This window comes from Paenibacillus sp. YYML68, assembly GCF_027923405.1.
GTDB lineage: Bacteria > Bacillota > Bacilli > Paenibacillales > NBRC-103111 > Paenibacillus_G.
The window spans coordinates 4,776,710-4,789,471 of sequence record NZ_BQYI01000001.1 but is presented as its reverse complement, the minus strand read 5'-3'; the positions used below and the strand labels follow the sequence as shown (position 1 = coordinate 4,789,471).

The window sequence follows — 12,762 nt, the reverse complement described above, 5'->3', positions numbered from 1 at the left end:
TAAATAGCAGGATGAGCAAGTAAATAACTGCGAGATAATAGAAGAATTGGAGAGAGATCACAGAGTTGATACGTTGTATGGAAGGAGAACTGAACAAAATAATTGAATTTTCCTTTATTTACTCTATAATTTAGAGGATCATGAGATGAAGACAGAGGAGGACGAACGATGGCTCTGCAGGCCAGCATCCCCTTGACGAACAAGCTGCACGTACAGAATGGCTCACACGTCTTGTATTTTTTCAAGCAGGTGGACAAATATATTCAGCATGCGGTTGATTTTATAGTGAAGGGCATTGAATTAGAGCATTATATCATCGTGATTGAGACGATAGACATGTACACCATTATGCTACAGAAGCTCGAATTGATGGTAGAGCCTGAGCTGATCACGCACTATGTTCGGTATATTAATCAAGTGGAATTTTATGAGACATACGAGGACTTCCGATATGAACGGGTGTTGAACAATCTGGGTGACATCATTGCACCGTATCTGGAGAAGCGCATTGAAGTGAGAATGTGGGGACAGGTCGGCTGGCAGGATCAGGAGGGAATGGCTGAGAAGATCTCTCACTATGAGGATAAGTGCGATATTACGCTCAGCGAGCTCGGCTTCATCACCGTATGCTGCTACAATGCGAACCATGTGTCAGCCTCGATCCAGCTGGCATGTATGGAGACGCATCCGTACTTAATGACAGACGATGCGCTGGTGCTCTCTACGCTGTATCGGCATAAGCACTCGTTGAGTCATTCCGTCCTGTTCCCGGAGCTGTCGGCCCAAGCGGAGCTGGAATCGCAGATGGACCTCTATAAGCAGAAGCTCGACTTCGTGCATGTCGTCTCTCACGAGGTGCGCAATCCGCTGACTGTCATTAAGGCGTATTCCCGCCTGCTGATGAACAAGGTGAGCGAGCCGCAGGACCAGGAGAGGCTGAAGCAGATCGGCGACTATGTGGAGCTGATCGACAATGAGATTTCACATATTATCAGCACAGAGCAGATGCTCTCGACAGAGGCGCTATGGAGGCGCAAGCTGACGCTTCCGAAGGAGCTCGTGCTGCAGGTGATCGAGGTCATGTCGATTAAGGCGCGTACGCAAAATATTCAGCTGCTGCACGAGGTGCAGCTTCAAGGCTGGGAGAAGCTGATGAGCAACGCGACCGGCTTCAAGCTCATTATCTCGAACATATTGAGCAACGCGATCAAGTATAGCGACGAGGGCCGGACGGTTCAGTTCAAGGCATATTGCGCAGGAGGGGAGCTTGTACTCGAGACGATCGACCAAGGCTGCGGCATGTCGGACGATCAACTCGTCAGACTGTTCCAGAAGTATGAGAAGACGAACGACCAGCGTGGAGGTCAAGGCATTGGTCTGTTCATGGTCAAGCAGCTTGTTGAGCATCATCAAGGTGACATCGAGGTACAGAGCGAGCTTGGAGCGGGGACGCGGGTCACGGTTCGGTTGCCGTTACATTAGAATACGTAAGGCGAGGGGATCGTGACAGCTCACGAGCTTCTTGTTACTCTGGGGCGTGCCGAGGCAGCTAAGCACTCCGCAAGCTATACAACACGAGCAAGCCGCCGTCTCCCGATTCGGGATGACGGCGGCTTGTTCAACTTATATCGCTATGACGACCTGTTCGGGCGACTTATCAGCTTGTTCGGCGTTGTACCGCGTATGAAGCTATCCGAGGTAAGCGGACAGCATCCACGTATGCTTCTCCAGGGACGAGTAGATCGCTAGGAACATGTCTCCAGTCGTCTCGTCTCCCTCTTGGTCTGCAAGCTCCATGCCGGCCTTCAGCTCGCCAAGAAGCACCTCGAAGTCCTTCACGATGCTCGCGACCATACCGTTCGCGTCCTCGCCGCCAGCAGCCTCTTGTACGGAGGCAAGCTCCAGACAGCCCTTCATCGTTGCCACAGGCTCACCGCGAAGCGCCAGCATACGCTCGGCTAGCTCGTCGATATGAAGCGCGGCTTCATTATATAGCTCTTCGAACTTGACATGCAGAGTAAAGAATTGATTGCCCTTCACGTACCAGTGGTAATTGTGCAGCTTGATGTACAGAACGGACCAGTTTGCAATTTGTTGGTTAAGTGCAGACAGCAATGGACTCATCGTTACCACCTCACGGAAAAAATTTGCAACCCTCTTTCATTTTAATAGTTTCGTGTGAGGATTACAAATTAGGGGTGCATATGCGAATACTTTTTCCTCAACTGGTAAATCGTACTAAGGATAAGCTAAAGGGGGATGAAGCGAGCTATGGAGAAGGATACGAAGGAGATGACCTTAACGAATCGGCAAGGTCACCCGATCTCGGACAATCAGCACATTCGCACGGTAGGCAACCGGGGCCCGTCTGTGCTGGAGAATTATCATTATATTGAGAAAATTTCACACTTCGACCGTGAGCGCATTCCCGAGCGCGTCGTCCATGCACGCGGCGCAGGGGCGCACGGCTACTTCGAGGCGTACGGCAAGGTCGGCAGCGAGCCGGTGTCGAAGTATACGCGCGCGAAGCTGTTCCAGGAGACGGGCAAGCGCACGCCGGTATTCGTTCGCTTCTCCACGGTCGTACACGGCGGTCATTCGCCCGAGACGTTCCGCGACCCGCGCGGGTTCGCGACGAAGTTCTACACCGAGGACGGCAACTGGGATCTGGTCGGCAACAATCTGAAGATCTTCTTCATCCGCGATCCGCTGAAGTTCCCGGACATGGTGCATGCGTTCAAGCCAGATCCGGTGACGAATCTGCAAAATCCAGAGCGTATGTTCGACTTCCTGTCGAACACGCCGGAGGCGACGCATATGGTGACGTTCCTGTTCTCGCCCTGGGGCATTCCTGCCAACTATCGTCAGATGCAGGGCTCGGGCGTCAATACATACAAGTGGGTCAATGCAGACGGTCAGGCGGTGCTGGTCAAGTATCACTGGGAGCCGATCAAGCAAGGCATTAAGAACTTGACGCAGCAGGAGGCTGAAGCGATTCAGGCGAAGAACACGAGTCATGCAACGCAGGATCTGTACGAGTCGATCGAGCGCGGCGACTATCCGGAGTGGGAGCTCTGTGTACAGATCATGAGCGATGACGAGCATCCGGAGCTCGACTTCGACCCGCTCGACCCGACGAAGCTGTGGGATCATGAGAAGTTCCCGTTCCTACCCGTCGGTAAAATGGTGCTCGACCGCAACCCGGCCGATTACTTCAACGAGGTGGAGCAGGTGGCATTCGGTACAGGCGTGTTGGTGGACGGCCTTGACTTCTCCGACGACAAGCTGCTGCAGGGGCGGACGTTCTCCTACTCGGATACACAGCGCTATCGCGTCGGCACGAACTATCTGCAGCTGCCGATCAATGCGCCGAAGACGCACATCGCGACGAATCAGCGCGGCGGTCAGATGGAGTTCACGGTGGACCGCGCTCCAGGTCAGAACCCGCATGTCAACTACGAGCCGTCCTCGCTAGGAGGCTTGCAGGAGGCAGCTCCGGGCGGCAAGCCGCATGAGCCGATGTACAACGCGAAGCTAGTACGGGAGAAGCTCAGCCGCACGAACGACTTCGGACAGGCGGGTGATACGTACCGCAAGCTCGAGGCTTGGGAGCGCGACGAGCTCATTATGAATCTGGTCGATGCGCTGAAGGTATGCCAGCCGCACATTCAACAGAAGATGATTGAATACTTGACGAATGCCGATGCAGACTACGGTCGCCGTGTGTCTGAGGGGCTCGTCGAGGCGAAGGCCGACATGGGACATCTCGGCTCGTCGGCGAACCGTGACGGTGCAGACATCGCGGGCAAGTCCGGGCAACAGACGGACGGGTATTAATCGGGAAGGGACTAAGGCCGGAAGGCTAGAGGAGCGGAGGGATTCCCCCCCGTTGTCTCTAGCCTTGTTGCGTATACGGCGGTGTGCGCAGACTGTGGTCCGTCTGAGGAACGCTGCTTGCTGGTCGGCGTAAGGTCGCGATGCAGGGGCAGGCAGCGCTGCAGCAGGACGAGCAGCGTGATCGTGATACAGGCGCCGAACAGGACGTCGGAGGCGAAGTGAGCACCGATGACGACGCGGCTGAGGCTGGTGAGCGACGCCCAGCCGATGGCGAAGATCCAAGCGGCCCAGCGGAAGGATAGGCTTGCGTGGAGCGCAGCTACCATTGCGGGCAGCGTCAGCAGCGCCCAGCTGTTCGAGGAATGTGCGGACGGGAATGAACGGCCGCCTGTCGGTCCCATCGGCACGTACCAGCTCGTGAAGTTCGAGTGATCGGGCAGCAGATCGCGGAAGCGGATGCGTCCCCAGCCGAGCTTCAGCAGGTGAACGAGCGCCAGCTCAGCGCCGAAGAGGAGCAGCGTCAGCCAAGCGGCCCGGTGAAGCTGCTTCAGGCGATCGGGCTGCACACGCGTCAAGGCGGCTTGCACGAGCAGAGTGAGCGTCAGTACGGCTAGCAGGACAAGTATCACCCCTATGATGGACAGATGAGCATGCATCGCGCGCTGGACGGTCATCAGCACGAGTGCATAGCCCGCTGCGAGGGAGACGGTGTACAGTAGCAGTCGGCTCGCGAGTCGAAGCGGCGGTGTCAGGAAGCGCGACAGGCTAAGCGGCACCTGTGCAGCCAGCCACACAAGGAATACGGTCGGATGCTCCCCGTACGTCTGGAGGAACAGTCCCCATTCGGAGGCTGGATTGTAGACGGCGATGGCGAGCGGAAGGTCGATTACAGCGAACACGGCGGCGAGCCCGGCCCATACTGCGGTGAACAGGATGGCGAGGCGAAGCGGGAACGGCTTGTTCATCAGAGGCAGTCCTCATTTCGATATGGTGGAAGTGTGCATATATGCTTTCATTATAAGCGAGCGGCATTCGGGCTGGAACCCCTGACCTGCATACGGATTGTGGAAACGGCGCATAGTAAGCGGGCGTTCCCGGTATATATGGCAGGAGGTGAGACGAATGTCCTCAAGCAGAAACCATCAAGGCGCACACGGCATCGGCCAAGCGGAGGAGCAGCTGAACCGTCAGGCAGAGGCAGCCGCACAGATTCAGGGCCAGAGCGAGACGGATCGCCGCGTGCAGGCGGAGGCGAACCGCCGCGATTCACAGCTGGATGAGATTATGGACAGCTAGTCTATAGGCGATGAAGAGACAGACCTCTGCGTGATCATGCGGAGGTCTGTTTGGCGTAGGTGGGTATGAGCTGGGCGTGCTGTGTCACGTGCTGGGCGAGTGCGTGGGTGATACCTCCATGCAGCAGGTGAGCACGTATGAGGCTGAGGCTTCGGGCAGCTGGCATAGGGCTATGGCTTGTGTTGGTCATCGACTGGCGCCTCGCGCATCATTCCGTTACGATAGGAGGAACATGTATCGTTCGAACTGGAGGTTAGCTGTACATCATGGAGTCCCAAAGTGACCTAATTCCCACCTACGTCTATACGTTCGCGTGCCATGAGGATGAGGCGCAGCTGTGCGCGCTGGAGCAGCGCGCGCTGTTCGGGACGGCGGCGAGCGAGGAGCCGCTGCGCTGGCTTGTGAGCGCGCGGCGCGTCGATGCGAGCCGCAGCCCGTTCGTGAAGCAGCGAGTCGAGGTGAGCCTTACGGCCGCAAGCCCGGAGGCGCTGGCCGAGGAGGCGAGCCGGCTGGAGCTCGCTGGCTGCACGTTCAAGATCGTCTTCGTGCCGACAGACGATCCGTACACATTCGACGAGCGCCGCCAGCTCGAGCGGCTCGTCGGCAGCCGGGTCCGCGGCAAGGCGGACATGCGCACGCCGGACCGCACGCTCGGGCTCGTGCGGCTCGGCGCGCGCTGGGCGCTGGGCGAAGCCGCGGACAACAAGGCGCTGTGGCTGCGGCACAAGGACAAGCCGCAGCCGTATTCGACCGCGCTCGGGACGCGCACCGCGCGAGCGCTGGTGAACATTGCGGTGCCCGAGCCCGAGGGCACCCGCGTCGTGGACCCGTGCTGCGGCATCGGCACGGTGCTGATTGAAGCGATGTCGATGGGGATCGAAATCGCTGGCATGGACGTGAACCCGCTCGCGGTGCGGGGAGCGCGGGTCAATCTTGTCCACTTCGGCTACACGTCGCCGAAGCTGGTGCAGCTGCAGGACATGCGCACTGCAGCGGGTCACTACGATACGGCAATCGTCGATATGCCGTATAATCTATGCTCCAAGCTGCCGGAGGCCGAGCAGCTGGAGCTGGTGCAGGGCGCGCGGCGTCTGGCCAGCCGCGCGGTCTTCGTCTCCATGGAGCCGCTGGAGCACGTCCTGCAGCAAGCCGACTTCACGACGATCGATCGCTGCCTCATCCGCAAGGGCAGCTTCGTTCGGCACGTTGCGGTCTGTGTCTGAGCCGCGGACACGCTGTACAAGCGTTGCAATATAGGCGAGCGTCCATGCGGGCGACCTCCCTTCATCATACAGTGAAAAGTGATTTCAATTTCACTTCAAGATAATGAGGAGGAACGTCCATGTGGTTATGGATGGTCGCGCTTGTGGCGCTTGCGGGCGTGGCCCTCGCTCTGTGGCTGTACGCCGAGCGTCGTGCGGATGCGCAATATGGTCCTCATGCGCCTAATGAGCTGATCGTCAAGTTTGTCGAAGGGACGAATGAGGTCCGAATGGATGAGCTCCATGGCTTAGCCAAGTGCCGGAGAGTCGGAGGCTGCGAGGAGCTGGGGACCCATATTGTCCGTTCCAAGCGGAAGATGCGCCATATGCTGCGAGCCTACGTGAAGCTCGCAGAGATCGAGTATGCGGAGCCGAACTATACGTTCAAGTCGTTCGCCATGCCGAACGACCCGTATTTCTCTAATTATCAATACGGTCCGCAGCGCATTCAAGCGCCTGAAGCATGGGACATCACGGCTGGAGCTGCTGAGGTGCGAATCGCCGTCATCGATACGGGCGTGCAGCTGAACCACCCGGACCTCGCGGGCAAGCTGACGAATGGATATGACTTCGTGGACGGAGACAGCCAGCCTGAGGACCGCAACGGGCACGGCACCCATGTCGCCGGTATTGCGGCGGCTGTGACGAATAACGGTGGAGGTATCGCAGGCGTCGCGCCGCTCGTGTCGATCATCCCGGTGCGTGTGCTCGGTGACGACGGCAACGGCTCGCTGAGTGCTGTAGCCGATGGCATCGTCTACGCGGCGAATCAAGGGGCGCAGGTCGTCAACCTCAGTCTCGGCTCTCCGTATTCGTCCTTGACGCTGCAGAATGCGGTTCAATATGCGTGGAGCCGCGGCTCGGTCATCGTTGCGGCCGCTGGCAATGACGGCTCCAGCGTGCCGAGCTATCCGGCTAACGATGCGAATGTGCTCGCCGTCGCTTCCACGAACGAGACAGACGTCAAGTCGTCCTTCTCGAACTACGGCACATGGGTTGAGGTGGCTGCACCGGGTGAGGACATACTGTCCACCTACACGGGGAGCTATTATGCCTACTTGAGCGGTACGTCGATGGCTGCGCCGCATGTGGCAGGCGTAGCCGCACTGCTGGCATCACAAGGACGCAGTCGCGATCAAATTCGCGCGGCGATCATCGGAACGGCTGAGCCGATTCGCGGCACTGGCACCTACTGGAAGTACGGGCGCGTCTCTGCGCTTCGAGCGGTACAGTCGCCTTATAGCTAACAGGGAGCGTCACCCGAGCGTTGCAGCCGCCAAGCAGCTAACGGGCAGCGTGCGGTGCGCGGTGTAGACGCCTGTTGGCGAACACAAGCACCGCACGCCCGTGTAGTAGCGCTGAGCACCGCACGCCCGTGTCGTAACGCCGAGCACCGCACGCCCGTGCAGTAACGCCGAGCACCGCACGCCCGTGCAGTAACGCCGAGGACTATACGCCCTGCGCTCTAACGCCGACCAATGAACGCGCTCAGCCCTAACGCCGACGACACAAGATGCACCGCAATAAGCCGGCTAGGCTCGAAGCCATTCGCTTCGGCCCCCGGCTTTTCGCGCTGAGCCTATACAAGACCTCATCCAGCTCCACCCTCCGTGCCTTCTGCCGCTCCGCTGCGTCGGCCTGACCGCAATCTCCGCAGCTTCTGTACGGTCAGCAGCACGAGCGGGATGAATAAGCCGTACAGTAGCACGCTCGGCGTCCAGATCTCAGCAGCGACATGCAAGAAGTAGATGGAGCTAGGCAGCAGCACGAGCGAGTTCACGCAGACGAGCAGAGCAAGCGGATAGACCGGCGTGTTCAGGCTTTGCAGCCTGAACATTTGCGCCATCGCCAGTGTGGCGGCGTAGAAGCATACCGTAATCTTGAAGAACAGCGAGATGAACCAGACTCCGCCGACCAGCACCTCGATGCGCTGAATGAAGTTGCCGATGCTCACCTTCTGTGCGAGACTGAACACCGGATATACGGCGTGTGCTGCGCTCTCCGGACCGATGACAACAATGGCATAGGTCGTCACGAGGAAGACGATCAAGCCGCCGACCACGAATGCTTGCAGGAACGCTTGCCCGACTCGCGCCTGCTCCTTCACATAGGGACAGACCATCAGGAAGATGACCATATCGAGGAATGGAATGCCGACGAGGTTCCAGGCACCCTTAATGACACGGGGCAGACCTTCCTCCAGAACAGGAAATATGTGCTTGAGCTCGATTTCAGGCACTAGCGAGACGAGCAGCAGCACGATGAACAGCATCACCCAAGGGAAAAAAATTTGCGAAGCCCGCGCAAAGCTCTCGAGCCCTGTCCTTACGGCAAATATAATGACAACCATCATCAGAAAAATAATGGCTTGAATCGGCGTCTCCGGCAGCACCAGCGTCGTGATCATATCGCCCAGCTGCCGCAGCAGCGCAGAGGTGAGAAGAATGAAGTACATCAGTAGCAGCAGATTCACAACGAAGCCTGCCGTTCTGCCGAGAACACGCTCGCTGTACTCTACGATCGACAGCCCCGCTTGCTTGCTTCCAAGTGTGACATACATATAGACAAGCGGTGTGGATGCAGTGAGTCCGAGCAGCACGGACAGCCATGCATCCTGCTTGGCATGTATCGTAAGCAGGGAAGGAATAAGCAGGGTGGAGCTGCTGATGATGAACATGACCAGCAGCGTCGTCAGCTGGAGCGTTGAGATGCGTCCACGCTCCATTACAGGTCCTCCTGTCCGAGAAGTCGATTAACCAGCTGACTAAGCGGCTCGTACAATGTGACCAGCCCGTCCATCGGATTGGGCAAAGGAAGGCGCATCGCATACACAATGCCCATACCCGCTGCACCGAGGAGCAGCGCGGAGAAGAATACAGCGTCACGCAGGTAGCGGTTGCGCCATAAGCCAGGTAGCTCGGCAGCGGCCGCGAATATGGAAAACATGGCGATAATGCCTATCGTCAGCATAAGTCGTGCTCCTTCGTATTACAGCTCATGGATGAATGAATTGTTCGTCGTTCCGGTCCGACGAATTTTGGCTTGAACGGATATGTCGACGGGCAGCTCGGCGAACCGATCGTCCCAGTGCTGCTTCATCGTTCGCCATTCCTTCGGCATCGAGCGACGGATCGTCTGGCCGAAGCCGAATATATCGGCGCGCAGCTTCTTCGCCTTCACGACGGAGCTGTTGATGATGCTCGCCACTCGTTCAGCTATGGCTCCCTCCAGCACTTGAATGGATTCCGTCTGCCTCAGGTCGAGTCCGCATTGCAGCTCTCCGACATTCGCTTCGACGAAGGCGCGTATCCGAATGCGCACAACGCCATCCTGTCGAACTGCCTCCACCTTCACATCGGGACGAATAACCTCGACGGCAGCTGTCCCCTGCTTCCCGCACGTAATATGGCCGACTGTATTTTGGACTGTTCCTTGGATATAGTTAAATCCTTTGCTTTCCTCCTCGGTTAGCCAGCCCGCCAGCTTGTCCTTCTTCAGGACGGCTAAGTATGCATATTTCAGCTTGGAGGGCGGGTCAATGGCCGTGACGTTCTCCTTGCTCTGACCCTTCTGTGTGTCGCCTATAATTTGTACACCTGTAAGAACGGGAGACGTGCTCGGGCTCGACATATCGGTGATGAGCTGGTCCAGCTCAGTGGTGTAGGTGGGTGCCCATACTTTTTCACTCGTATCGAGTGACTTGAACAGCTGCTGCGACGGAATCTTCTCCAGCGGAGACACCTACTTGAGAATGTCTGACGCCTTCGCGTCCTTCGCCAGAATGACGAAGAAGTCGCTGCGCACCTCGTGATCGCGGGATAAAAACTCCAGCGGCTTCGCAATACCACGCTCAGCCAGCTGCTGACCGAGCACGACGATGCGTAGGTGAGACAAGTAAATTTTGCGCGGAGAAGAGGTCGTCAGCTTGCGAATTGCCTCGAACACGGACGGCGCGGTCGCCTCAAAGGTAAGGACTGGACTGCGACCGCCGCCTCCCTTGCGCGAAGCGACCTCGCTCGGATCGACAACCTGTACGGTCACCTTGTATTGCGACGCATCGGCCTGATCAATGGCAAGGCCTCCAGCGATGGCGAGGTCGTTCAGCTCCTTACGGTTCCAGCAGCCGGTTAGCGGGATAGCGAGCAGCAGACATAAGACACATGTAATCACCGGTTTGAGCATCATTATCACCTGTAATTTCAGCATCGATTATCACGCATTCGGCTTGGGCGGTGGTGTCTGATCACGATGCGGGTTGCTCGGGCTGATGGAAGTCGGTCGTTGATTGAGCAGCCAATGAGGTAGCCGAATGACCATATCCTTCTGTCCCTCCGAGTTAAATGGAGCGAACGGTGTCATGTACGGAACACCGAACGAACGCAGCGAGCATAGATGAATGACGAGCGCCAGCAGGCCGATCGTAATGCCGAACAGTCCGAACGTAGCAGCCAGTGTCATCATGCTGAAGCGCAGGATTCGCACCGATATGGCCATGCTGAACGACGGGAAGACGAAGTTCGAGATCGCGGTCATCGACACGACGATGACCATCGCCGCTGATATAATGCCTGCTTCCACCGCAGCTTGTCCGATGACGAGCGCCCCGACGACTGAGATTGCTTGTCCGATGGAGCGTGGCATGCGAATACCGGCCTCGCGCAAGATTTCGAAGGCAAGCTCCATCATGAGCGCCTCGACGAACGCCGGGAACGGAATGCCCTCCCGCTGCGAGGCTAGGCTGATCAGCAGCTGCGTCGGGAGCATCTCCTGATGGAACGTCGTGATGGCGATATATAGCGACGGGGCGAGCAGAGAGATGAAGAAGCATAAGTACCGAAGTACGCGGAGTAGACTCGAAATATCGCTTCGCTGGTAATAATCCTCCGCCGATTGGAAAAACTCCCCGAACAGCGACGGGGCCAGCAGCACGACCGGCGTTCCGTCCACGAGGATGGCGATACGCCCTTCCAGTAGTCCTGCGGCAATTACGTCCGGTCGCTCCGAGTTAAACATAGTCGGGAAGACGGTGTACGTCTTGTCCTGAATGTACTCCTCGATGTAGCCGCTCTCGAGGATGGAGTCCGCCTCAATGCGCGACAGCCTGCGCCGCACCTCCTCGACAATGCTCGGTTGAGCGATTCCTTCTATATACATTACCGCAACGTCGGTCATCGTTACCTTGCCGATCGATTGCTCCTCGCAACGCAGCCGCTCGTCGCGAATGCGTCGTCGGATGAGCGCTGTATTAGTTCGCAGCGTCTCCGTGAAGCTCTCCTTCGGTCCACGTATGACGTTCTCGACCGTCGTCTCCGTTACGCCGCGATCCCTCCAGCCGGGCGTGCCGGCCACAAGTGCCTTCTCGATCCCATCCGTTAGAATGACCGTGTTGCCCGACAGCACGGCCTTGTACAGCTCGGCGAACGTCGTCAGCTCCTTCAGATCTCCGATATGGAGCAGTCGCTGGCGGATCGCAAGGTAACGTTCGGCAGGCGTTCCCGAAGGCTCAGCTGGCGACAGCCCAGGTCTAGCACTAAGCATCAGCGCCTGAAGAATATGGTCATGCACGAGCTGTGTGTCCACCAGCCCATCGGTGTAGAGCACCGCCAGGGCACCTCCGAAGTAGCCGCCCTGCTCGAACTCTCTAATGACGATATCGCTGCTTGCTCCCAGCCTGCTTCGGATGTGCTGCAGGTTGACAGACAAGCTTCTTCCGAGCTCAGTTCCCATGGCACACCTCCTGCTAAGCATTAGAGTTACCAGAAGTGCCAATATTACTCATATATATGGAGGGCAGGCGAAGAAGCAATCCTATATTATGGCAGGTAGCTGCGATCAAGTCGAATACTCGATACCATATCGCCGGAGAACCAGAACTCCAGCGTGTAGTTATTCTTTTTGTCCACGTACCCTACGATGTCTTCTCCTTGCTCCGCTCTCGTATAGTACGATAGGCCATAATGCTGAAGGACATCTGTCTTCGAAGAACCGATGCCGATGCCACGTGAAGTCTTGAGGTCGTGATCGTTCAGGCTGTACCTGATGGATATCACCTCCGGGGAATGCTGCTTCGTAAGGACGCGGTGTCCATCCCTACACTCGTAGTAACGGTACTCCTCGATCACCTGCTCCTCCATAATCGTACGGCAGGCTTGATCGAGTGGCTGGCCCAAGTACATCGCCCCGACCTTCTCATTGGTTAGTGAAGTATGTGATACGAAGTCATATTGGAATTGTCTAGGCCCGAATGATAATAGCAGAACGTATAACGAATACAGAGCAGCCATGATACAGAGCCCACCCATGATCGTTCGATTGAGCTTAATACGACACCGCTCCTTTCGTTATTGGAATATTTTACATTATTTAT

Annotated in this window: 12 protein-coding genes and 1 pseudogene; 5 read left to right on the top strand and 8 right to left on the bottom strand. The window is 57.3% G+C overall.

Going from position 1 to position 12,762, the window contains the following annotated elements; genetic code table 11:
* Window positions 1–168 precede the first annotated feature (168 nt).
* Window positions 169–1,482, top strand: a complete 1,314-nt coding sequence (locus PAE68_RS21475; RefSeq protein ID WP_281890353.1) for an ATP-binding protein — start codon at window positions 169–171, stop codon at window positions 1,480–1,482.
* A gap of 207 nt (window positions 1,483–1,689) precedes the next feature.
* Here the strand turns inward: PAE68_RS21475 and PAE68_RS21470 are convergent, their stop codons facing one another.
* Complete coding sequence (locus PAE68_RS21470) at window positions 1,690–2,124, bottom strand: Dps family protein (RefSeq protein ID WP_281890351.1); 435 nt, start codon at window positions 2,122–2,124, stop codon at window positions 1,690–1,692.
* 153 nt (window positions 2,125–2,277) lie between these two features.
* Here PAE68_RS21470 and PAE68_RS21465 point away from each other — a divergent pair.
* Window positions 2,278–3,837 (top strand): annotated as a pseudogene (locus tag PAE68_RS21465) (catalase); the annotation flags it as partial.
* An 11-nt stretch (window positions 3,838–3,848) separates the two neighbouring features.
* On the opposite strand, the gene PAE68_RS21460 reads toward PAE68_RS21465, so the two are convergent.
* On the bottom strand, window positions 3,849–4,802 hold the full coding sequence (locus PAE68_RS21460) for a phosphatase PAP2 family protein (RefSeq protein ID WP_281890347.1): 954 nt from the start codon (window positions 4,800–4,802) through the stop codon (window positions 3,849–3,851).
* Window positions 4,803–4,959: 157 nt separating this feature from the next.
* On the opposite strand from PAE68_RS21460, the gene PAE68_RS21455 reads away from it, so the two are divergent.
* The 3 genes from PAE68_RS21455 to PAE68_RS21445 all read left to right on the top strand — a co-directional run bounded on the left by PAE68_RS21455 (window position 4,960) and on the right by PAE68_RS21445 (window position 7,642).
* Window positions 4,960–5,133 carry a hypothetical protein gene (locus tag PAE68_RS21455; RefSeq protein WP_281890345.1) on the top strand — a complete coding sequence of 58 codons (174 nt, stop codon included), beginning with the start codon at window positions 4,960–4,962 and terminating at the stop codon, window positions 5,131–5,133.
* Between the two features lie 266 nt (window positions 5,134–5,399).
* Window positions 5,400–6,356 (top strand): TRM11 family SAM-dependent methyltransferase, encoded by a 957-nt coding sequence (locus tag PAE68_RS21450; RefSeq protein WP_281890343.1) that lies wholly within the window; start codon window positions 5,400–5,402, stop codon window positions 6,354–6,356.
* Between the two features lie 119 nt (window positions 6,357–6,475).
* Entirely contained in the window at window positions 6,476–7,642 is a 1,167-nt protein-coding gene (locus PAE68_RS21445) for a S8 family peptidase (RefSeq protein WP_281890341.1), read from the top strand.
* 344 nt (window positions 7,643–7,986) lie between these two features.
* Here the strand turns inward: PAE68_RS21445 and PAE68_RS21440 are convergent, their stop codons facing one another.
* The 6 genes from PAE68_RS21440 to PAE68_RS21415 form a co-directional block, all read right to left on the bottom strand.
* Window positions 7,987–9,120 (bottom strand): GerAB/ArcD/ProY family transporter, encoded by a 1,134-nt coding sequence (locus tag PAE68_RS21440; RefSeq protein ID WP_281890339.1) that lies wholly within the window; start codon window positions 9,118–9,120, stop codon window positions 7,987–7,989.
* On the bottom strand, window positions 9,120–9,365 hold the full coding sequence (locus PAE68_RS21435) for a hypothetical protein (RefSeq protein WP_281890337.1): 246 nt from the start codon (window positions 9,363–9,365) through the stop codon (window positions 9,120–9,122). Before PAE68_RS21435 ends, PAE68_RS21440 begins: the two co-directional genes overlap by 1 nt.
* Window positions 9,366–9,383: 18 nt before the next feature.
* Window positions 9,384–10,136: a Ger(x)C family spore germination protein gene (locus tag PAE68_RS21430; RefSeq protein ID WP_281890335.1), complete on the bottom strand. Its 753-nt coding sequence runs from the start codon at window positions 10,134–10,136 to the stop codon at window positions 9,384–9,386.
* On the bottom strand, window positions 10,137–10,577 hold the full coding sequence (locus PAE68_RS21425) for a Ger(x)C family spore germination protein (protein ID WP_281890333.1): 441 nt from the start codon (window positions 10,575–10,577) through the stop codon (window positions 10,137–10,139). It lies immediately after the preceding gene.
* Window positions 10,578–10,607: 30 nt separating this feature from the next.
* The gene (locus PAE68_RS21420; protein ID WP_281890331.1) at window positions 10,608–12,122 is read right to left on the bottom strand and encodes a spore germination protein; all 1,515 of its coding nucleotides are present in this window, start codon (window positions 12,120–12,122) and stop codon (window positions 10,608–10,610) included.
* Between the two features lie 86 nt (window positions 12,123–12,208).
* Window positions 12,209–12,679 carry a hypothetical protein gene (locus tag PAE68_RS21415; RefSeq protein WP_281890329.1) on the bottom strand — a complete coding sequence of 157 codons (471 nt, stop codon included), beginning with the start codon at window positions 12,677–12,679 and terminating at the stop codon, window positions 12,209–12,211.
* Between the last annotated feature and the right edge of the window lie 83 nt (window positions 12,680–12,762).

Bases quoted from the DNA above. Each gene is read 5' to 3' on its own strand.
- PAE68_RS21475 (WP_281890353.1), top strand. From the start codon at position 169: ATGGCTCTGCAGGCCAGCATCCCCTTGACGAACAAGCTGCACGTACAG.
- PAE68_RS21470 (WP_281890351.1), bottom strand. From the start codon at position 2,124: ATGAGTCCATTGCTGTCTGCACTTAACCAACAAATTGCAAACTGGTCC.
- PAE68_RS21460 (WP_281890347.1), bottom strand. From the start codon at position 4,802: ATGAACAAGCCGTTCCCGCTTCGCCTCGCCATCCTGTTCACCGCAGTA.
- PAE68_RS21455 (WP_281890345.1), top strand. From the start codon at position 4,960: ATGTCCTCAAGCAGAAACCATCAAGGCGCACACGGCATCGGCCAAGCG.
- PAE68_RS21450 (WP_281890343.1), top strand. From the start codon at position 5,400: ATGGAGTCCCAAAGTGACCTAATTCCCACCTACGTCTATACGTTCGCG.
- PAE68_RS21445 (WP_281890341.1), top strand. From the start codon at position 6,476: ATGTGGTTATGGATGGTCGCGCTTGTGGCGCTTGCGGGCGTGGCCCTC.
- PAE68_RS21440 (WP_281890339.1), bottom strand. From the start codon at position 9,120: ATGGAGCGTGGACGCATCTCAACGCTCCAGCTGACGACGCTGCTGGTC.
- PAE68_RS21435 (WP_281890337.1), bottom strand. From the start codon at position 9,365: ATGCTGACGATAGGCATTATCGCCATGTTTTCCATATTCGCGGCCGCT.
- PAE68_RS21425 (WP_281890333.1), bottom strand. From the start codon at position 10,577: ATGCTCAAACCGGTGATTACATGTGTCTTATGTCTGCTGCTCGCTATC.
- PAE68_RS21420 (WP_281890331.1), bottom strand. From the start codon at position 12,122: ATGGGAACTGAGCTCGGAAGAAGCTTGTCTGTCAACCTGCAGCACATC.
- PAE68_RS21415 (WP_281890329.1), bottom strand. From the start codon at position 12,679: ATGGCTGCTCTGTATTCGTTATACGTTCTGCTATTATCATTCGGGCCT.